Raw genomic sequence first — 19,492 nt, forward strand, 5'->3', positions numbered from 1 at the left:
GATCGGTGAGTTTTCCCGATCCTAGCAGGCGGCCCGCGCTCAGTGCAGCGTGGCGCTGCCCGGGTCGAGGCGGTCGATCACCCCCTGCATGGCGCTGTCGAAGGCACCATCATCCACATGGGCGCGCAGGCGGCCCAGCCGCACCATCACCGCCAGTTCTTCCGGCGAGGCCACGCAGAAGCGCACGCCGCGACGGTTGACGAACAGCAGGCGCGAAGAGATCGGGCTGACCCAGGACAGCTTGCCGGCCTGCACCTTGCCGTCCTTGTCGACGAAATCGAGCCAGTTGCCGATTTCCATGCGGCGGAAGCGGTCGGCATCGGCATTGTCGAAATCATCGGCGTCGATCTGGCCACCCAGTTCCACCGCGGGCGATTCAGCGACCGGCGGCGCCGGCAGCGCCACCTGCGGCAGCTCGGGCAGCGCGCGCTGCAGTTCCGGCCGCGACTCGGCGATGCCCTGCAGCGTGTCATGCAGGGCGTCAATCGCCCCGGTGGCCGCATCGCCGTGCACACCGACGCTGGCAAACACCTTGGCCAACACCGGCTGCCAGGCCTGCAGCCACGGCTTGCCGACGATCTGGCGGCGCGCCTCGGCCACTTCCTCCAGCAAGCCGTCGCCCAGGCTCAATGCCTCGGCCACCGAGGCGCCTTCTTCGCCCTCGCGCAGCAGCGCCAGGGTCAGGTGGTGCTGCCACGGCTGGCGCAGGAATTCGGCAATGGCCGGCGGCAGGCTGGCATCGCCGATACGGCGGTCCAGCTCGGCGCCGGCGCGGGTGCGGGCCATTTCCAGTTTTTCCTGGCCGCGCTGCGTTTCGGCGGCACGGCGCTCGGCGATTTCCACGCGGCGGCGATGCTGCACCAGGAACTCGCGGAATTCCTCTTCCAGGGTCAGGAAGATCGCCAGGTTCTCGTTGAACTCGGCCACCAGGCGCTCGATGATCTCTTCGACCTTGGCCATCAGCATGCGCTCGGCCTGGCTTTCACCGGTGTTGCCCTCGCAGGCCTCGGCCAGCGAGTTGAGCAGCTTGCGCGCCGGATGGGTCTTCTGCACGAACATGCGGCGGTCGAGCATGGCCACCTTGACGAAAGGCACCACCAGGCGGCCGATCAGTTCGCGTGAGCGGCCCTCCAGTTCACGCTCGTCCAGCATCACGTCGAACAGCATGCCGACCAGGTCGATGGCGTCCTCGTCCTGCGGGTCCAGCCGGGTCTGGCCCGGATCGACGCCAAGCTGGGTGGCGCTGGACAGCACTTCGCTCTTCAGCCGCTGCGCCAGCGATTCGCCGTCCTCGCCGATGGCCGCGCGCAGGGTCGCGCTCGGCGTGGCCTGCAGCAGCGACAGCACCGACATCATTTCGCGCTGGCTGAGCGGTCGCTGCTGGCCGACCGCCACCTGTGCCGCAGACGTGGCGTCCTCACGCACGTGGCGGGTCTGCTGCAGCAGTTCGTGCAGCGCTTCCAGCAGCATGCCCTGCTGGCCGGCGTAGGCCTCGCCGCTGGCGCCGTCATCGCCGCCCAGGTGCTGCTGCATATGCCCGCGGCGCTCGGACCAGCGGGCGGCGAAGCGCTGCGCCCAGGCCGGTGCCGCCTGCTCGTCATCGCTGAAGCCCGGATCGAAGCCCGCGCCGTGGCGCTGCTCGACCAGGTCATCCAGCATCCCGGCCATGCGCGGATCCGGCGCCGGCGGCGGTGGGCGCTGCGGAGTGCCCATCTGCGACATCACGCCAGCCGCAGCCAGCTGTTCGTCCAGCTTCTCGTAGATGCGGCCGACCGGTGCGCGCAGGTCGCGCTCGCACAGTTTGATCAGCACCAGATGCACTTCCGGGGCCAGTTCACAGCCGGCAAAGGCTTCGTGGATGGCCACGCCCAGATGCTCGGGGCTGATCGGATTATGGTCCGCGTCCAGTTCGACGCCGCCGATCAAGCGGCCCAGGCGGCGGTCCAGCCGTGCCAGCACCGGCTTGAAGTCACGCAGCAGTACGGTGGCGAAATTGCGCACCGCCAACCGTGATTCCAGCACATGCTCGGCCAGCAGGCTCAAGCCGTCCTCGGCCGGCCCGGACAGGGTCGCCTCGGCCGACAGCGGCTCACCGGCGGCCAATGCCGCCCAGGCCTGCTGCAGGTGGCCGGCGAAGGCGCCGGCGATGTCCTCGCGACGCCGGCGCAGCTCGCGCATCGCATCCAGGAACAGCAACTGCGACGAGCCGGCATTGCCGGCACGGTCGAACAGGGCATCGTCGAAACGCGCCAGTGCGGCCCCGAAGGCCTGGCACAGCGCGGGCAGGACCATGTCCCGGGCAAGCTGGAGCTGGGCCGGGTCACGGCCCGGCGATCCCATCGGTGTGGGCACGCTCATCATTCGGGAAGGCTCCCCACCTTCTCTGGTACGACAGACACCATGGACATCGCGACGACCGGCACACCCCATGTACCGGTACGTCGATGGTAGGCCGGCCAGCCCGTCACGGACAGTGAAACAGTCCTCACTTCAAACCTCATGACCGGCGGCCCGGCAAGAGGGGTATCGTAAGCCGTGCAAGGCCTGCGAGGCGAGGGGAAGCGATCGTTCATTCCCCGTCAGTGGCATGACGTTCATCACAGTTTGGTATTCAGAGGCCGGACGCGACACAGACGGCGTCATTGACCACCCCGACTATAATCAAACCCCCGTGATGACCGGTTCAGACTCCATGCCCGACCCCGCTGCCCTGCTCGCCCTGGATGCCCGCCGCTCAGTGCCTTCGCGGCAACTGGGCGAGCCCGGCCCGGACCCGGCCACGCTGCAGCGGATGCTGGCATCGGCCGTACGCGTGCCCGACCACGGCAAGCGCGTACCGTTCCGCTTCCTGAAGATCGCCGGCGATGCACGTCACACTCTGGGCGACTTCCTGGCCGAACGCAGCCGCCAGCGCGACCCGCATGCCGGCGAGGCCGTGTTCGAGAAGGACCGCCAGCGTTTCAGCCACGCCCCGCTGGTGATCGTGGTGGTGGCCAGCCCGCGCCCGGACCCGAAGGTGCCCGAGCAGGAGCAGCTGATGACCGCCGGCTGCGTCTGCTTCGCCCTGCTGCAGGCCGCGCAGGCGCTGGGCTTCGGCGCACAGTGGCTGACGGCCTGGATGGCCTTCGATCCGGTCGTGCAGGCCCACCTGGGCCTGGTCGAGGGCGAACGCATCGCCGGCTTCATCCACATCGGCACCGCCAGGGCCGACGTGCCCGAGCGCGAGCGCCCCGACCCGGCAACCCTGCTGCGGGACTGGACGCCGCCGGCATGACCCTGCCGGCACCGCCGCCGTCGCTGTACCTGGTCGATGCCAGCATCTACGTGTTCCGCGCCTGGCACTCGCTGCCGGACCAGTTCCAGGACGCGCAGGGCTGGCCGACCAATGCCGTGCACGGCTTCGCCCGCTTCCTGCTGGACCTGCTGGAACGCGAGCGCCCGCAGCACATCGCCATCGCCTTCGACGAAGCGCTCGACAGCGGTTTCCGCCACCGCCTGTATCCGGCCTACAAGGCCAACCGTGATCCGGCACCGGAGGCGCTCAAGCGCCAGTTCGTGCACTGCAAGGCGCTGTGCGCGGCGTTGGGCCTGGCGGTCCTGGCCCATCACGACTACGAGGCCGACGACCTGATCGGCAGTGCCCTGCACGTCCACCGCAGCAGCCATCGCGGGGTGATCATCTCCGCCGACAAGGACCTGTCGCAGCTGCTGGCCGACCACGACGAGCAGTGGGACTACGCCCGCAACCAGCGCTGGGACGTGGCCGGGGTGAAGGCCCGGCACGGCGTGCACGCGCACCAGATCGCCGACTACCTGGCGCTGTGCGGTGATGCCGTGGACAACATTCCCGGGGTCAGTGGTGTCGGCAGCAAGTCCGCCGCCGTGCTGCTGGCTCACTTCGGCAGCATGGATGCGCTGTTCGAACGCCTGGACGAGGTGCCGTTCCTGCGCCTGCGTGGCGCTGCACAGATGGCCGTGCGCCTGCGCGAGCAGCGCGAGCACGCCCAGCTCTGGCGCCAGCTGACCACCATCGCGCTGGACGCGCCGCTGGAGGGCAGCCAACCCGGCCTGCTGCGCCAGCCGGCCGACCCGGAACTGCTCGATGGCCTGTGCCAGACCCTGCGCTTCGGCCCGATGACCCGCCGCCGGCTGTTCGGTGCCGCCGGCGTGGCCGACCCCGTTCCCACTCCTTCCTTTTCCAATTCCAGCGAGCCCGCATGAGCCAGCGCAACACCGAAGCCCCGCGTGTCGTCTATGAAGGCAAGTACCAGCGCATGGTGGTGCGTGGCACCTGGGAATACAGCGAACGCACCCACGCCGGCGGCCTGGCCGCGATCATCATCGCGGTGACCCCGGAGGACAAGGTGCTGTTCGTCGAACAGTTCCGCGTGCCGCTGCAGGCCCCCACCATCGAGATGCCGGCCGGCCTGGTCGGCGACATCCACGCCGGCGAGTCGATCGAAGTCTCGGCCGTGCGCGAGCTAGAAGAAGAAACCGGCTGGACCGCCGACCATGCCGAAGTGCTGATGATCGGCCCCACCTCCTCCGGCGCCAGCAGCGAGAAGATCGCCTTCGTGCGCGCCACCGGCCTGCGCCGCATCGGCGACGGTGGCGGTGATGACAGCGAAGACATCACCGTGCACGAGATTCCACGCAGCCAGGCCGCCGCCTGGCTGGTACAGAAGATGGGCGAAGGCTACGAGCTGGATGCCAAGCTCTGGGCCGGGCTGTGGATGATCGAGCACCACCTGGACGGGCGCCCTCGTGGCTGATGCCGACCTGCACCCCGTGCCGGCATTGCTCGGGGCCGGCGATCCTGCGGTCTACACCGTGCACCGGCCGCAGGGCGCTTCGCCGTACCTGCTGCTGGCCGACCACGCCGGGCAGCAGGTGCCGCGCGCGCTGGCCGGCCTGGGACTGGCGCAGGCCGAGCTGGATCGCCACATCGGCTGGGACATCGGCATCGCCGGCACTACCCGCGCACTGGCCGAACGGCTGGATGCATGGGCGATCGAACAGACCTATTCGCGGCTGCTGATCGACTGCAACCGCCCGCTGGCCTCGCCCACGCTGATCCCGGAGGTGAGCGACCACACCGTGGTCCCGGGCAATGCCGGACTGTCGGCGGCGCAGCGCCAGCAGCGCATCGATGCGATCCACGCGCCCTACCACGCGCGCATCGACGCAGAACTGGATGTACGCCGCGATGCCGGCCGCCCCACCCTGCTGGTGATGATGCACAGCTTCACCCCGGCGATGAACGGCACGCAGCGGCCGTGGCATGCCGGCGTGCTGTACCACCGGGACACGCGCTTCGCGCATGCCCTGCTGCAGGCGCTGCGTGACGAAGGCGACCTGGTGGTGGGTGACAACGAACCGTATTCGGTCAGCAGTACCAGCGACTACGCGGTACCGGTGCATGGCGAAGGCCGTGGCCTGGTGCACGTGGAACTGGAGATCCGCCAGGACCTGATCGCCGGCGTCGCCGGGCAGCAGGCCTGGGCCGAGCGGTTGGCGCGGATCTTCAGTGCGCTGCAACCGGAGCTGCTGGCGCTGGGTTGAACGCGCGTGCATCAATGCCCAACCGGTAGTGCCGGCCGCTGGCCGGCAACCTCCGGATCGTTGGATCAGAGTGTTTGCCGGCCAGCGGCCGGCACCACCGCCACCGGCGCCGGGCGCAGGCCCAGTGCGATCGCCACACCCAGCAGGGCGAACAACGCGGCGCCGTATTCGGCGCGCACCAGCCCGGCCAGTGCACTCGGCGAACCGGCGGCGCCGGCATCGGCGTTGGCCACCATCACCAGCACCGCCAGGCCCAGCGCACCGCCGATCTGCTGCGCGGTGGCTGCCATGCCGGAGGCCACGCCCTGCTGTGCAGCCGGCACGCCCTGCCCGGCCACGATCCACATCGCGGTCCACGTCATGCCCTGGCCGATGCTCATCACCACCACACCCGGCAGCAGCGGCCAGAAGTTCGCTGCATGCGGCAGCGACGCTGCAACCCAGGCAATGCCGATGGCGCCGGCCAGCTGCCCGGCCACCAGCACCCTGCGCGCGCTCCAGCGCTGCAATGTCCACTCCGCCAGCTGGATGCCGACCGTGCACACTGCGGTGGCGGGCAGGAACGCGAGGCCGGCCTGCAATGGGCTCCAGCCGTAGCCGTCCTGGAAATACAGCGCCATGAAGTAGTACTGCACGCCGTAGCTGCTCATGAAGGCGAAGGTCAGGCCCAGCGCGGCACGCAGGCCGGGCAGGCGCAGCAGCGCGAACTGCATCAGCGGATCGCGGCTGCGTTGTTCGATCTGCACGAACGTCACCAGCAGCAGCGCCGACAGCAGCAGGCAGCCCAGCGTGGCCGGTGCGGTCCAGCCCCATTCCGGGCCCTGCACCAGCGTGGTCACCAGCAGGCTGCCGCCGAGGGTGACGGTGATGCACCCGGCTAGGTCGAACGAACGGCCGTGCGCACGCGGGCCGTCGGCCGGCAGCCAGGCACCGGCCGCGACCGCGCAGGCGGTGGCCAGCGGCACGATCACGGCCAGCACCGCCGGCCAGCCGAACGCCTGGGTCAGCACGCCACCGAGCAGCGTGCCCAGCGCCAGGCCCACCGCGCTGGCCATGCTCCAGATCGCCAGCGCACGGTTGCGCACCGGACCTTCCGCGTACAGCGTGTTGATCAGCGCCAGCGTGGCCGGGAACAGCAGTGCCGCACCGATGCCCTGCGCCGCGCGCGCGATGATCAGCAGGGTGGCATTCGGCGCCAGCGCGCCGAGCAGCGATGCCAGGGCGAACAGCAGCATGCCCAGCCGGTAGAAGCGGCGGCGGCCGATCAGGTCGGCGGCGCGGCCACCCAGCAGCAGGCTGCCGCCGAACGCGACGGTGTAGGCACTGACCACCCACTGCAGCTGCTGCGCGTTGATCTGCAGCGCGCGGCCCATGTCGTGCAGGGCGACGAAGATGATGGTGGCATCCAGGGCGATGATCAGCTGGGCAGTGGCCAGCAGGGTCAGCGCCCAACGCGGGTACTTGAGGGGAGGCATCGGCGGTCTGGCGCGTTGGGGGAGCGCAGTCTCATTGATGCCGGGCAATCGATAAACCCCCAACCCACCATATCTGTCATGATTTTCGGCATGAATGGAACCTCGATGGACCTCAATGCGGTGCGCATGCTGGTGCAGGTGGCCGAAGCGCGCAGTTTCACCGTGGCCGCCGGTCAGCTGGGCCTGAGCCAGTCCGGGCTTTCGCGCGCGATCGGCCGGCTGGAGGCCACGCTGGGAGTGAAGCTGCTGCAGCGGAACACCCGCAACGTGGCGCTGACCCCGGATGGCCGCCAGTTCGTCGATCAGGTGGCGCCGCTGTTGTGTGGCCTGGAGGATGCCGAACGCCAGTTGGCCGATCGTCCGTGCACGCCCTCGGGCACCCTGAAGATCAGCGCACCCTCGATGTTCGGGCGCAAGGTGCTGGTGCCGCTGCTGGGGCCGTTGCTGCAACGGCATCCTCAACTGCAGGTGGAGGCGGTGCTCAGCGACCGCCTGGTCGATCTGGTCGAGGAAGGTTTCGACGCCGCGCTGCGCACCGGCGTCATCGCCGACCAGCGCATCGTCGCACGCCCGCTGCGTCCGCTGCGCTGGGTAACGGTGGCCAGCCCGGACTACCTCGACCGCTGTGGCTCGCCCGACGATGTGGCTGCCTTGCGGGATCATGCCTGCCTGGCGGTGCGCAACCTGCGCAGTGGCCGGCTGGTGGACTGGCAGTTCCTGCAGGACGGGCAGCTGCGTGAGTTCACGCCACCGACGCGGATGGTGTTCGACAGCGGCGATCCGCTGGTGGAAGCGGCCATCGCCGGTATCGGCATCGTGCAGGTGATGGATTTCGCCGTGGCCGACGCGCTGGCTGACGGCCGCCTGCAACGCGTGCTGCAGCCGTTCGAGGGCCGCAACCGCGCGCTGTCGCTGATCTACCCACCGTCGCGCCAGCACTCGCCGAAGCTGCAGGTGCTGGCCGACGCGTTGCTGGCCGGGGATTGGTAAATCCACGCCATGCAGCACCCATGGCTATCGGATAGCGCCGGCCGCTGGCCGGCGAGCCACCTCGGGCGGCGGGGAACCGGACCGGTAAGGCGGTGCCGGCCAGCGGCCGGCACTACCGATCAGGCGAAGCCATCGGTCGCGCGCACCAGCGTGTCCACGTTCTCGGCCTCGAACGCCGAATGGCGCCGGCCGCTGGCCGGCGGGCCACCTCGGGCGGCGGCGAAACGGACCGCTAAGGCGTTGCCGGCCAGCGGCCGGCACTACCGATCAGGCGGAGCTATCGGTCGCGCGCACCAGCGTGTCCACGTTCTCGGCCTCGAACGCCGAATGGCCGGCGAGCCACCTCGGGCGGCGGGGAAACGGACCGGCAAGGCGTTGCGGGCCAGCGGCCGGCACTACCGATCAGGCGAAGCTATCGGTCGCGCGCACCAGCGTGTCCACGTTCTCGGCCTCGAACGTCGAATGGCCCGACGCCTTGGCTGTCGGGTAGCGCCGGCCGCTGGCCGGCGAGCGGCGGAACGGACAGGTAAGGCGTTACCGGCCAGCGGCCGGCACTACCGATCAGGCGAAGCTATCGGTCGCGCGCACCAGCGCGTCCACGTTCTCGGCCTCGAACGCCGAATGGCCCGACGCCGGGGTGATTTCCAGCTTTGCCTTCGGCCATACCTTGGTCAGGTCCCAGGCGTTGGCCAGCGGGCAGACCACGTCATAGCGGCCGTGCACGATCACGCCCGGGATGTCGGCGATGCGGTGCGCGTCGCGCAGCAACTGGTCTTCCACCTCGAAGAAGCCGCCGTTGACGAAGTAGTGGTTCTCGATGCGGGCAAACGCCAGCGCAAAATGCGGGTCTTCGTGGCTGTTGATGAAGTCGTCATCGACGTGCAGGAAGCTGGTCGCACCTTCCCACACTGCCCACGCCTTGGCCGCTTCCAGGCGGGTGGCTTCGTCTTCGCTGGTCAGGCGGCGGTGGAAGGCCGAGATCAGGTCATGCCGCTCCACCGACGGGATCGGCTTGAGGTAGTGCTCCCACGCATCCGGGAACAGGCGGTTGGCACCTTCCTGGTAGAACCACTCCAGCTCCCAGCGACGCAGCATGAAGATGCCGCGCAGGACCAGTTCGGTCACGCGCTGCGGATGGGTTTCGGCATAGGCCAGGGCCAGGGTCGAACCCCAGCTGCCGCCGAACACCTGCCAGCGATCGACCTTCAGGTGCTCGCGCAGCTTCTCGATGTCGGCAACGAGGTCCCAGGTGGTGTTGTCCACCAGATCCGCGTGCGGGGTGGAGCGACCAGCGCCGCGCTGGTCGAACAGGATGATGCGGTACTTCGACGGGTCGTGGAACTGGCGCATCTTGTCGCTGCAGCCGCCACCCGGGCCACCATGCAGCATCACCACCGGCTTGCCGTCCGGGTTGCCGCACTGCTCGAAGTACAGCGTGTGGCGCTCGTCGACCTTCAGGGTGCCGACGTCGTAGGGGGTGATGGCGGGGTACAGCGTACGCATGCTTGCAGCTCCAGGGTGATGCCCTGCCGGGGCAGGAGAACCTCCATTCTAGGCCGGTCGCCGGCCCAGGGTGATGCGATCGCGCTGCTCAAGGTCCTGCGCAGTCTGCACCTCCGCGAAACCGGCGGCGTCGAACAACGCGCGGATCGCCGCGCCCTGGTCCCATCCGTGCTCGATCAGCAACCAGCCACCGGGCCGCAGGTGGGCCTGACCACCGTCGACGATGCGGCGGATGTCATCCAGGCCATCCACGCCGGAGGCCAGCGCGGTAGCCGGTTCAAAACGCAGGTCGCCCTGGTCCAGATGAGGATCGTCGCTGGCGATATACGGCGGGTTGCTGGCAATCAGGTCGAAGCGTGCCCCCTGCAGCGGCGCATACCAGTCGTGCCCGCCTTCGGCGAAGCGGACGTTGCGCAGTTCATGGCGCGCAGCGTTGCGCGCAGCCACGGCCAGCGCGCCCGGGCTGGCGTCGGTGGCCAGCACCTGCGCCTGCGGCCGTTCGCTGGCCAGTGCCAGTGCAATCGCACCGCTGCCGGTGCCGAGGTCAGCCAGTTGCAGCGACTGGTCTGACGGCAGGCGCTCCAGTGCCAGCTCGACCAGCAGCTCGGTTTCCGGGCGCGGAATCAGCGTGGCCGGGTCGACTTCCAGGTCCAGCGTCCAGAAACCGCGGCGGCCGGTCAGGTAGGCGATCGGCTCGCCGGCCATGCGGCGGGCCAACAGCGCTTCGAAGGCGGCCTGGTCAGCGGCAGCCAGCGGATCGGTGGCATGCGTGAACAGCCAACTGCGTGGGCGTTCCAGCACGTGCAGCAGCAGCAGTTCGGCTTCGTGGCGGGCGTCGATGCCGCCAAGGCGGGCGCTGGCGTCGGCCACGACCTGGCGCAGGGAGGGTTCGGGTTGGAAGGACATTCCGCAATTGTAGAGCCGGGCCCGTGCTCGGCTGCTTCTGGAGCAGCCGGGCACGGGCTCGGCTCTAGAAAACCGGAATCCGTTCAGGTCCCCGTCCACGGGATAAGGACGGGCTATCGGCCGTCTTCCCCTGCTGCGGAAGATTTTCCTTGTCACACAGCCAGTTGCAGGATGGCCACGGCAAGGTTCAGTGCCTGCTCATGGCCTTACGATAGACTGTGTCTATTAAATAGATGCAATCAATGCATTGTTCTTATCGCCAGCGAATGGGTAACCTAGCCCCTGTCGATTCACCCGCTCCCCTTCACCAAGAGGAAAAATGATGTCTCTCATCAACACCCAGATCCAGCCGTTCGAAGCCAACGCGTACCACAACGGCGAGTTCATCAAGGTTTCCGACGCCAGCCTGAAGGGCCAGTGGTCCGTCCTGATCTTCATGCCGGCCGCCTTCACCTTCAACTGCCCGACCGAGATCGAGGACGCAGCTGACCATTACGCCGAGTTCAAGAAGGCCGGCGCCGAGGTCTACATCGTCACCACCGATACCCACTTCTCGCACAAGGTGTGGCACGAAACCTCGCCGGCCGTCGGCAAGGCCCAGTTCCCGCTGGTCGGCGACCCGACCCACCAGCTGACCAACGCCTTCGGCGTGCACATTCCGGAAGAAGGCCTGGCCCTGCGCGGCACCTTCATCATCAACCCGGAAGGCGTGATCAAGACCCTGGAGATCCACTCCAACGAGATCGCCCGTGACGTCTCCGAGACCCTGCGCAAGCTGAAGGCTGCCCAGTTCACCGCCGCCAACCCGAACCAGGTGTGCCCGGCCAAGTGGAAGGAAGGCGAGAAGACCCTGACCCCGTCGCTGGACCTGGTCGGCAAGATCTAACGCCGTACCGGCCTGCCATGGCCCCACGCCACGGCGCGCCCTTCATCCCCATGCCGGTGCTCTGCCGGCGTGGGGGTGAACCCAAGACAGCCAACGCTCGCCCGCCTTGGCCAGCCAGCCCCTTCCACGGTCGCTGTCTTGGGTTCACCCCTACCCCCAGCTGGTCCGCTACCTTGTACAGCGGTGCCACGCCCCCTGTTTGCCTGAAGCCAGGAGAAGACCGATGTTGGACGCCAACCTGCAGTCGCAGCTGAAGACCTATCTGGAGCGCGTGACCCGCCCGATCCAGATCACCGCGCACGCCGACGACGGCGCCAAGTCGCAGGAAATGCTGGAGCTGCTGCAGACCCTGGAAAGCCTGTCGGACAAGATCTCGCTGCAGGTCCTGCGCGATGGCCAGGGCCGCGTGCCGTCCTTCGACCTGGGCACGCCGGGCCAGGATATCCACCTGACCTTCGCCGGCCTGCCGATGGGCCATGAATTCACCTCGCTGGTGCTGGCGCTGCTGCAGGTCGGCGGTCATCCGTCCAAGGCCACCGCCGAGCTGATCGAGCAGGTGCAGAACCTGGAAGGCGAGTACGCGTTCGAAACCTACTTCTCGCTGTCCTGCCAGAACTGCCCGGACGTGGTGCAGGCGCTGAACCTGGCCGCGGTGCTCAACCCTCGCATCCGGCACGTGGCCATCGACGGCGCCCTGTTCCAGGACGAAGTCGAGAAGCGCGAGATCATGTCGGTGCCGACCGTGTACCTCAACGGTGAAGTGTTCGACCAGGGCCGCATGACCCTCGAGCAGATCGTGGCCAAGCTGGACACCAATGCCGGCAAGCGCGACGCCGAGAAGATCGCCGCCAAGGACGCCTTCGACGTGCTGGTGGTCGGCGGTGGCCCGGCCGGTGCGGCAGCGGCGATCTACGCCGCGCGCAAGGGCATCCGCACCGGCATCGCCGCCGAGCGCTTCGGTGGACAGGTGCTGGACACCATGGCCATCGAGAACTTCATTTCGGTGAAGGAGACCGAGGGCCCGAAGCTGGCCACGGCGCTGGAACAGCACGTGCGCGAGTACGACGTGGACATCATGAACCTGCAGCGTGCCAGCGCGCTGGTGCCGGCCGGCGAAGACGGCCTGGTGCAGGTGCAGCTGGAGAACGGCGCGGTGCTGAAGTCGCGTTCGGTGATCCTGTCCACCGGCGCGCGCTGGCGGCAGATGAACGTGCCGGGCGAAGACCAGTACCGCAACAAGGGCGTGGCCTATTGCCCGCACTGCGATGGCCCGCTGTTCAAGGGCAAGCGCGTGGCGGTGATCGGCGGTGGCAATTCCGGCGTGGAAGCGGCCATCGATCTGGCCGGCATCGTGTCGCATGTAACCCTGCTGGAGTTCGATTCCAGCCTGCGTGCCGACGAAGTGCTGCAGAAGAAGCTGCGCAGCCTGGCCAACGTGACGGTGCTGACCAGCGCACAGACCACCGAAGTGCTGGGCGACGGCAGCAAGGTCACTGGCCTGGTGTACAAGGACCGCATCGGCGGCGATGCCCACCGCGTCGAGCTGGAAGGCATCTTCGTGCAGATCGGCCTGCTGCCCAACACCGAGTGGCTGAAGGATGTGGTGGCGCTTTCGCCGCGTGGCGAAATCGTCATCGACGACCGCGGCCAGACCAACCTGCCGGGTGTGTTCGCTGCTGGCGATTGCACGACGGTGCCCTACAAGCAGATCATCATCGCCATGGGCGCCGGCTCGACCGCCGCACTGAGCGCGTTCGACCACCTGATCCGCTCGTCGGTGAGCAACAGCAGCGGTGCCGTTGCTGAAGCGGCCTGATCCACCGTTCCCAGATCACCGGGAACATTGTCTGCCTGTCGGGTAACCACGCCGTCAGCCGGTCCGTTACCCTTGGGGTGTAAGGATGAACCTACGTGATCTGAAGTACCTGGTAGCCCTGGCCGACCACAAGCATTTCGGCCGGGCTGCCGCCTCCTGCTTCGTCAGCCAGCCCACGCTGTCCACCCAGATCCGCAAGCTGGAAGAGGAACTGGGCCTGCCGCTGGTGGAACGCGCACCGCGCAAGGTGATGCTGACCCCGGCCGGCCAGGAAGCGGCGGCACGGGCACGGGTGATCGTGTCCGAAGTGGAACAGCTGAAGGAAGCGGCGCGACGCAGCCGCGACCCGGAAGCCGGCACGGTGCGCCTGGGCATCTTCCCGACCCTCGGCCCGTACCTGCTGCCGCATGTGATTCCGCGCATCCGTGAACGCTTCCCGGAGCTGGAACTGCTGCTCGTCGAGGAAAAGAGCGACGTGCTGCTGGACCGCCTGCGCGAAGGCAAGCTGGATGCTGCGTTGCTGGCGCTGCCGGTGATCGATGACCAGCTGCATGCCGAGTTCCTGTTCGAGGAACCGTTCCTGCTGGCCGTCTCCGGCCGCCACCCGCTGGCCCGTCGCGAACACCTGGACGTGCAGGAGCTGGCCACGCAGAAGCTGCTGCTGCTGGAAGACGGGCATTGCCTGCGCGACCAGGCGCTGGAAGTCTGCCGCCTGTTCGGCGCCAACGAGAAGTCCGAATTCCGCGCCACCAGCCTGGAAACCCTGCGCCAGATGGTCGCCGCTGACGTCGGCATCACCCTGCTGCCGAGCCTGTCGGTGCAGCCACCGGTGCCGCGCTCGAACAACATCCGCCTGCTCGATTTCACCGGCGAGGGTCGTCCCAGCCGCCGCATCGCCATGATCTGGCGCCGCAGCTCGGCCATGAACGACTTCCTGATGGAGCTGGCCGACCAGTTCAAGCGCCTGCCGCAGGCACTGTTCACCCTGGACGCGCTGCACGCCACGTCCGATGCGGCAGCCCCGCCCGGCCCCGCGCTGAACGGCTGAGCCCCCGCAGCACCGGCCCGGAATCGGCAGGAGTCGATTCCGGCCGCATTTGTCCCCACAATACAGACAGGCGGCGCCAGCAGGTGCCGCCTTTTGCATGGCTTTCAACCAAGGAGCTTCACCATGAACACCGCCAGCGGCCTGCCGCCGTCGATCACCGTTTCTTCCTTCGACATGGACCGCCTGGACGCCATGCTCGAGTCCCCTGCGCTGAGCCAGACGCCTGCCGCGCTCGCGCTTGCTGAAGAACTCAACCGGGCCACTGTGCTGGCGCCGGACCAGATTCCCGAAGGCATCGTCATGATGCATTCGCGCGTGGAGTGCGAAGATGAAGTGTCGGGCGAAAAGCACGTCCTGACCTTGGTTTTCCCCCGCGAAGCCAATGTCGATGAAGGCAAGGTCTCCGTGCTGGCCCCGGTCGGCACCGCCCTGCTGGGCCTGTCGATCGGCCAGAGCATCGACTGGAACGCGCCCGGCGGCCGCAAGCTGCGCCTGCGCGTGACGGCTGTCCACAACGATCACCCCTGATTACCGCTGCGCACCGCGCGCGATTCGATTCCCTTGCACCAGGAGCCGTAATGAGTACCCCGTCCAAACTGTCCCAGCTGCGCGAACTGTCCGTGGTCGTTGCCGATACCGGTGACTACGAGGCGATCAAGCGCCTGCAGCCGGTGGACTGCACCACCAACCCGACCCTGGTGAAGAAGGCGCTGGACCTGCCGGTCTATGCCGACCTGATCGAACGTGAACTGGCCTGGGGCCGCCAGCAGGGCGGCGACCGTGAAACCGTGGTGCACGCGGTGGCCGACCGCCTGACCATCGGCGTCGGCGCGCTGCTGAGCACGCTGGTACCGGGCCGGGTGTCCACCGAGGTGGATGCCGACCTGGCCCACGACACCGCTGCCACCGTGGCCAAGGCGCGCCAGTTCATCCAGATGTACGCCGATGCCGGCGTGCCGCGCGAGAAGATCCTGATCAAGATCGCCGCGACCTGGGAAGGCGTGGAAGCCGCGCGCGTGCTGCAGGCCGAAGGCATCGACTGCAACCTGACCCTGATCTTCAACCCGACCCAGGCGCTGGCCTGCAGCGAGGCCGGCGCGTTCCTGATCTCCCCGTTCGTCGGCCGCATCCTGGACTGGTACGTGGCCAACGGCCAGACCCCGGCCACCATCGACGAAGACCCGGGCGTGAAGTTCGTGCGCGGCGTCTATGCCGAATTCAAGCGCCGTGGTTCGAAGACGGTGGTGATGGGCGCCTCGTTCCGTTCGACCGCGCAGATCGAAGCGCTGGCCGGCTGCGACCGCCTGACGATTTCGCCGGACCTGCTGGAGAAGCTGGACGCCGACCACGGCGAGCTGCCGCGCAAGCTGGTGGCCGGCGCCGCCGATGGCGCGGCGGTGACCCCGATCGACGCGGCCACGTTCGCGGCGGACCTGGCGGCCGATCCGATGGCCACCGAGAAGCTGGCGACGGGTATCGAGGCGTTTGCCAAGGATCTGGAAGCACTGCGCGAGCGGATCCGCGCGGCACTGTGATTCCGGCCAACGGCTGAGCCCCTCGTGGCGGGTCGGTTGGTCGCGAAAGGCATGAAGCAACAGCCGTGCTGGGTCGGGCGGGTTGGGTTCGCGGGAGACGCCGTGAATCCATCCCTGGAGGCTTGGCCGCCGCATCCATGCGGCGGACACTCCCGCGAACCCAACCCGCCCGCCCTCTGACAGTTTCCTGTGGCCGCCCGCCACGGAAGAAAGAAAGAAGAGCAACAGCGGGTCGCGCGCTTCGCTTGCTCGGAGCCGAGCATGGCTATGCCGGTCGTCCTGACCGGCACCCGCCGGGCCGTCGCAAGCGACGTTGGCAGCGGCTCCTGCCGCTGGCTTCGGCTCTCCAAGGGGAATGCAGAAACAAACAAAAAGGACGCGGCGAAAGCCGCGTCCTTTTTGTTTTCCAACAGTTCGTCAGTAACCCAATGCTCTTTCCCACCGTCACCGGGAAACTGTCGAAGGTGGGACGGGGGCGGCTGGCAGGACCGTTGGCGCCATGGATGGCGCCATCGAGCCCCCATGGACGGGTTTACGGCGTGTCCTGCCGGCCGCCCCAGTCCCGCCCAACCATCAGCAACCCAGAGCCGCTTTCGCTTTGGCTTTGGCTTTGGCTTTGGCTTTCGCTTTGGCTTTGGCCTTGGCTTCTGCCCGCCGCAGGCGGACCACCGCGCGTCAGCGCGGCGCCTCCACATCCAGCCCGATCGGGCAGCTTACGCCGGTGCCACCAATACCGCAGTAGCCGTTCGGGTTCTTCGCCAGGTACTGCTGGTGGTAGTCCTCGGCGTAGTAGTACGCCGGTGCCGGGTACACGATCTCGGTGGTGATCGGGCCGTAGCCGGCCGCATCCAGCTGTGCCTGGTAGGCCTCGCGGCTGGCCAGCGCAGCGGCGTACTGTGCCTCGTCAGTGGCATGGATCGCCGAACGGTACTGGGTGCCGGTGTCGTTACCCTGGCGCATGCCCTGGGTCGGGTCGTGGCTTTCCCAGAACAGCTGCAACAGCCGTTCCAGGCTCACCACCGCCGGGTCGAACACCACCTGCACCACTTCGGTGTGGCCGGTCAGGCCCGAGCAGACCTCTTCATAGGTCGGGTTCGGGGTGATGCCGCCGGCGTAGCCGACCGAGGTGCTGTACACGCCCGGCTCGGTCCAGAACTTGCGCTCGGCGCCCCAGAAGCAGCCCAGCGCGAAACGGATCTGCTGCAGGCCGGCGAAGCGGTCCTTCAGCGGATGGCTGTTCACGAAGTGCTGGTTGCTGTGCAGCGGCAACGGCTGCTCGCGTCCCGGCAGTGCCTCTTCCGGGCGCGGCAGGCGCTGCTTGAAGGCCCCGATGCCGAGGATGCCCTGGCCAATTCCCAACATGATGCACTCCTACGCCGGCTGTCCGGCCCAATCGTCTGCATCGGAAATGGGGGCGTCCGCGGCCGGGCCCAAGTCCAGCGCGGCGATGATGTCCTCCGCCTGCGGCCGCGCCGCGTCGGGGATGCCGACCCGCAGCACGCCGAACAACGGCAGCTCGCCCATGCCGCCCAGCAGCTGCTCGCCGAACACAAAGGCCGGGATGCCGGCGTTTTCCAGCGCGTGCTTGACCAGATGGGCGTCGAACAGGTTGTCGGCCTTGTACACGATGTGCATGCGGCGGCTCCGTGGGACAGGGTTCCAGCATACGCCCGGGGGCTGAATGGTGATGGTGACGGCGCATGGCCATTCCGCCGGCCAGCGGCCGGCACTACCGACCTGCGCGTCGATCCACATTCCGCCGGCCAGCGGCCGGCACTACCGACCTGCGCGTCGATCCGCGTTCCGCCGGCCAGCGGCCGGCACTACCGACCTGCGCGTCGATCCGCGTTCCGCCGGCCAGCGGCCGGCACTACCGGAAGATGGGCGGGTAGTGCCGGCCGCTGGCCGGCATCCCCATCCGCCACCGGGCAGCCCTGCCCCGTACGCGCTAGACTGTTGGTCTTTCTGCCTTTCTTTTCGCCGACTCATGTCCGAGCACACCCCCGCCAGCCCCGAGACCCCCGCCGACAGCCACGAGAAGCGCGATTTCATCCGCCAGATCGTGCGCGAGGACCTGGCCAGTGGAAAGCATCAGGCGATCAAGACCCGCTTCCCGCCCGAGCCGAACGGCTACCTGCACATCGGCCACGCCAAGTCGATCTGCCTGAACTTCGGCATCGCCGGTGAGTTCAGCGGCGTCTGCAACCTGCGCTTCGACGACACCAACCCGGCCAAGGAAGATCCGGAATACGTGGCTGCGATCCAGGACGACGTGCGCTGGCTGGGCTTCGAGTGGAACGAGCTGCGCCACGCCTCGGACTACTTCCAAGCCTATTACCTGGCCGCCGAAAAGCTGATCGAGCAGGGCAAGGCCTATGTCTGCGACCTGTCGGCCGAGGAAGTGCGCGCCTACCGCGGCACCCTGACCGAGCCGGGCCGTCCGTCGCCGTGGCGCGACCGCAGCGTCGAGGAGAACCTCGACCTGTTCCGCCGCATGCGCGCCGGTGAATTCCCGGATGGCGCGCGCACCCTGCGCGCCAAGATCGACATGGCCAGCGGCAACATCAACCTGCGCGACCCGGCGCTGTACCGCATCAAGCACGTCGAGCACCAGAACACCGGCAATGCGTGGCCGATCTACCCGATGTACGACTTCGCCCACGCGCTGGGTGATTCGATCGAGGGCATCACCCACTCGCTGTGCACGCTGGAGTTCGAAGACCACCGCCCGCTGTATGACTGGTGCGTGGACAACGTCGATTTCGCCCATGACGACGCGCTGACCCAGCCGCTGGTCGATGCCGGCCTGCCGCGCGAAGCCGCCAAGCCGCGCCAGATCGAGTTCTCGCGCCTGAACATCAACTACACGGTGATGAGCAAGCGCAAGCTGATGGCGCTGGTCACCGAACAGCTGGTGGACGGCTGGGAAGACCCGCGCATGCCCACCCTGCAGGGCCTGCGCCGACGCGGCTACACCCCGGCCGCGATGCGCCTGTTCGCCGAGCGCGTGGGCATCAGCAAGCAGAATTCGCTGATCGACTTCAGCGTGCTGGAAGGCGCGCTGCGCGAAGACCTGGACAGCGCCGCGCCGCGCCGCATGGCGGTGGTCGATCCGGTCAAGCTGGTGCTGACCAACCTGCCGGAAGGCCACGAAGAACAGCTGACCTTCAGCAACCACCCGAAGGACGAAAGCTTCGGCAGCCGCGAAGTACCGTTCGCACGCGAGGTGTGGATCGACCGCGAGGACTTCGCCGAAGTGCCGCCGAAGGGCTGGAAGCGCCTGGTGCCGGGTGGCGAAGTGCGCCTGCGCGGCGCCGGCATCATCCGCTGCGACGAAGTGATCAAGGATGCCGATGGCACCATCACCGAGCTGCGCGGCTGGCTGGATCCGGAATCGCGCCCGGGCATGGAAGGCGCCAACCGCAAGGTCAAGGGCACCATCCACTGGGTCAGCGCCGTGCATGGCGTGCCGGCCGAGATCCGCCTGTACGACCGCCTGTTCTCGGTGCCGAACCCGGACGACGAATCGGAAGGCAAGACCTACCGCGACTACCTCAACCCGGAATCGCGCCGCACCGTCACCGGCTATGTCGAGCCGGCCGCGGCCAGCGCCGCGCCGGAGCAGTCGTTCCAGTTCGAACGTACCGGCTACTTCGTGGCCGACCGCCGCGATCACAGCGAGGCCAAGCCGGTGTTCAACCGCAGCGTGACCCTGCGCGACACCTGGTCGGCCTGAGGACCTGCGCGGGCGCCTGGATGGCGCCCGCACGA

17 protein-coding genes are annotated in these 19,492 nt (G+C 68.0%); 11 read left to right on the plus strand and 6 right to left on the minus strand.

The features are described from left to right. Positions 1 to 39: 39 nt before the first annotated feature. Positions 40 to 2,361 carry a DUF1631 domain-containing protein gene (locus LRM18_RS17575; protein ID WP_270955147.1) on the minus strand — a complete coding sequence of 774 codons (2,322 nt, stop codon included), beginning with the start codon at positions 2,359 to 2,361 and terminating at the stop codon, positions 40 to 42. 331 nt (positions 2,362 to 2,692) lie between these two features. On the opposite strand from LRM18_RS17575, the gene LRM18_RS17580 reads away from it, so the two are divergent. From LRM18_RS17580 to LRM18_RS17595, 4 genes are read left to right on the plus strand one after another with little or no spacing between them, the layout of a single operon-like run. Next, entirely contained in the window at positions 2,693 to 3,274 is a 582-nt protein-coding gene (locus tag LRM18_RS17580; RefSeq protein WP_053505770.1) for a nitroreductase, read from the plus strand. Then, entirely contained in the window at positions 3,271 to 4,221 is a 951-nt protein-coding gene (locus tag LRM18_RS17585; RefSeq protein WP_053462228.1) for a 5'-3' exonuclease H3TH domain-containing protein, read from the plus strand. The genes LRM18_RS17580 and LRM18_RS17585 overlap by 4 nt, the downstream gene beginning before the upstream one ends. Next, positions 4,218 to 4,772 (plus strand): NUDIX hydrolase, encoded by a 555-nt coding sequence (locus LRM18_RS17590; protein WP_049465743.1) that lies wholly within the window; start codon positions 4,218 to 4,220, stop codon positions 4,770 to 4,772. The genes LRM18_RS17585 and LRM18_RS17590 overlap by 4 nt, the downstream gene beginning before the upstream one ends. Then, positions 4,765 to 5,562, plus strand: a complete 798-nt coding sequence (locus LRM18_RS17595) for an N-formylglutamate amidohydrolase (protein ID WP_103282767.1) — start codon at positions 4,765 to 4,767, stop codon at positions 5,560 to 5,562. The genes LRM18_RS17590 and LRM18_RS17595 overlap by 8 nt, the downstream gene beginning before the upstream one ends. 65 nt (positions 5,563 to 5,627) lie before the next feature. Here LRM18_RS17595 and LRM18_RS17600 read toward each other — a convergent pair whose 3' ends face one another. Then, positions 5,628 to 7,037, minus strand: a complete 1,410-nt coding sequence (locus tag LRM18_RS17600) for an MFS transporter (protein ID WP_270955148.1) — start codon at positions 7,035 to 7,037, stop codon at positions 5,628 to 5,630. 105 nt (positions 7,038 to 7,142) lie between these two features. On the opposite strand from LRM18_RS17600, the gene LRM18_RS17605 reads away from it, so the two are divergent. Beyond that, complete coding sequence (locus LRM18_RS17605; RefSeq protein WP_164688362.1) at positions 7,143 to 8,027, plus strand: LysR family transcriptional regulator; 885 nt, start codon at positions 7,143 to 7,145, stop codon at positions 8,025 to 8,027. 561 nt (positions 8,028 to 8,588) lie between these two features. Here the strand turns inward: LRM18_RS17605 and pip are convergent. Both pip and prmC read right to left on the minus strand, forming a co-directional pair. Next, a complete protein-coding gene (gene pip, locus LRM18_RS17610) occupies positions 8,589 to 9,530 on the minus strand; it encodes a prolyl aminopeptidase (protein ID WP_197640664.1) in 942 nt (313 codons plus the stop codon). Positions 9,531 to 9,578: 48 nt separating this feature from the next. Continuing rightward, on the minus strand, positions 9,579 to 10,436 hold the full coding sequence (gene prmC, locus LRM18_RS17615; RefSeq protein ID WP_270955149.1) for a peptide chain release factor N(5)-glutamine methyltransferase: 858 nt from the start codon (positions 10,434 to 10,436) through the stop codon (positions 9,579 to 9,581). Between the two features lie 322 nt (positions 10,437 to 10,758). Here prmC and ahpC point away from each other — a divergent pair, with 322 nt between their 5' ends. The 5 genes from ahpC (at position 10,759) to LRM18_RS17640 (ending at position 15,721) form a co-directional block, all read left to right on the plus strand. Further along, positions 10,759 to 11,322, plus strand: a complete 564-nt coding sequence (gene ahpC, locus LRM18_RS17620; protein ID WP_005408159.1) for an alkyl hydroperoxide reductase subunit C — start codon at positions 10,759 to 10,761, stop codon at positions 11,320 to 11,322. A gap of 223 nt (positions 11,323 to 11,545) precedes the next feature. Further along, positions 11,546 to 13,138, plus strand: a complete 1,593-nt coding sequence (ahpF, locus tag LRM18_RS17625) for an alkyl hydroperoxide reductase subunit F (protein WP_049466519.1) — start codon at positions 11,546 to 11,548, stop codon at positions 13,136 to 13,138. 85 nt (positions 13,139 to 13,223) lie between these two features. After that, positions 13,224 to 14,186 carry a LysR substrate-binding domain-containing protein gene (locus LRM18_RS17630; protein WP_103282771.1) on the plus strand — a complete coding sequence of 321 codons (963 nt, stop codon included), beginning with the start codon at positions 13,224 to 13,226 and terminating at the stop codon, positions 14,184 to 14,186. A 123-nt stretch (positions 14,187 to 14,309) separates the two neighbouring features. Further along, on the plus strand, positions 14,310 to 14,714 hold the full coding sequence (rnk, locus tag LRM18_RS17635) for a nucleoside diphosphate kinase regulator (protein WP_053462222.1): 405 nt from the start codon (positions 14,310 to 14,312) through the stop codon (positions 14,712 to 14,714). Positions 14,715 to 14,764: 50 nt separating this feature from the next. Beyond that, positions 14,765 to 15,721, plus strand: a complete 957-nt coding sequence (locus tag LRM18_RS17640) for a transaldolase (protein WP_103282772.1) — start codon at positions 14,765 to 14,767, stop codon at positions 15,719 to 15,721. Between the two features lie 675 nt (positions 15,722 to 16,396). On the opposite strand, the gene msrA is transcribed toward LRM18_RS17640, so the two are convergent. Together msrA and LRM18_RS17650 are read right to left on the minus strand one after the other, a co-directional pair. Beyond that, complete coding sequence (msrA, locus tag LRM18_RS17645) at positions 16,397 to 17,062, minus strand: peptide-methionine (S)-S-oxide reductase MsrA (RefSeq protein ID WP_032956996.1); 666 nt, start codon at positions 17,060 to 17,062, stop codon at positions 16,397 to 16,399. 30 nt (positions 17,063 to 17,092) lie between these two features. After that, positions 17,093 to 17,356, minus strand: a complete 264-nt coding sequence (locus LRM18_RS17650) for a DUF2007 domain-containing protein (RefSeq protein ID WP_049467989.1) — start codon at positions 17,354 to 17,356, stop codon at positions 17,093 to 17,095. A gap of 352 nt (positions 17,357 to 17,708) precedes the next feature. Here LRM18_RS17650 and LRM18_RS17655 point away from each other — a divergent pair, with 352 nt between their 5' ends. Then, complete coding sequence (locus LRM18_RS17655; protein ID WP_053506418.1) at positions 17,709 to 19,457, plus strand: glutamine--tRNA ligase/YqeY domain fusion protein; 1,749 nt, start codon at positions 17,709 to 17,711, stop codon at positions 19,455 to 19,457. Positions 19,458 to 19,492 lie beyond the last annotated feature (35 nt).

It is taken from the genome of Stenotrophomonas sp. PI_27 (assembly GCF_027854495.1).
Lineage (GTDB): Bacteria > Pseudomonadota > Gammaproteobacteria > Xanthomonadales > Xanthomonadaceae > Stenotrophomonas > Stenotrophomonas pavanii.

Coding starts and splice junctions, on each gene's coding strand:
- ahpF (WP_049466519.1), top strand. CDS start 11,546: ATGTTGGACGCCAACCTGCAGTCGCAGCTGAAGACCTATCTGGAGCGC.
- LRM18_RS17580 (WP_053505770.1), top strand. CDS start 2,693: ATGCCCGACCCCGCTGCCCTGCTCGCCCTGGATGCCCGCCGCTCAGTG.
- LRM18_RS17600 (WP_270955148.1), bottom strand. CDS start 7,037: ATGCCTCCCCTCAAGTACCCGCGTTGGGCGCTGACCCTGCTGGCCACT.
- LRM18_RS17605 (WP_164688362.1), top strand. CDS start 7,143: ATGGACCTCAATGCGGTGCGCATGCTGGTGCAGGTGGCCGAAGCGCGC.
- LRM18_RS17630 (WP_103282771.1), top strand. CDS start 13,224: ATGAACCTACGTGATCTGAAGTACCTGGTAGCCCTGGCCGACCACAAG.
- LRM18_RS17590 (WP_049465743.1), top strand. CDS start 4,218: ATGAGCCAGCGCAACACCGAAGCCCCGCGTGTCGTCTATGAAGGCAAG.
- LRM18_RS17655 (WP_053506418.1), top strand. CDS start 17,709: ATGTCCGAGCACACCCCCGCCAGCCCCGAGACCCCCGCCGACAGCCAC.
- rnk (WP_053462222.1), top strand. CDS start 14,310: ATGAACACCGCCAGCGGCCTGCCGCCGTCGATCACCGTTTCTTCCTTC.
- prmC (WP_270955149.1), bottom strand. CDS start 10,436: ATGTCCTTCCAACCCGAACCCTCCCTGCGCCAGGTCGTGGCCGACGCC.
- LRM18_RS17650 (WP_049467989.1), bottom strand. CDS start 17,356: ATGCACATCGTGTACAAGGCCGACAACCTGTTCGACGCCCATCTGGTC.
- LRM18_RS17575 (WP_270955147.1), bottom strand. CDS start 2,361: ATGATGAGCGTGCCCACACCGATGGGATCGCCGGGCCGTGACCCGGCC.
- pip (WP_197640664.1), bottom strand. CDS start 9,530: ATGCGTACGCTGTACCCCGCCATCACCCCCTACGACGTCGGCACCCTG.
- ahpC (WP_005408159.1), top strand. CDS start 10,759: ATGTCTCTCATCAACACCCAGATCCAGCCGTTCGAAGCCAACGCGTAC.
- LRM18_RS17585 (WP_053462228.1), top strand. CDS start 3,271: ATGACCCTGCCGGCACCGCCGCCGTCGCTGTACCTGGTCGATGCCAGC.
- LRM18_RS17640 (WP_103282772.1), top strand. CDS start 14,765: ATGAGTACCCCGTCCAAACTGTCCCAGCTGCGCGAACTGTCCGTGGTC.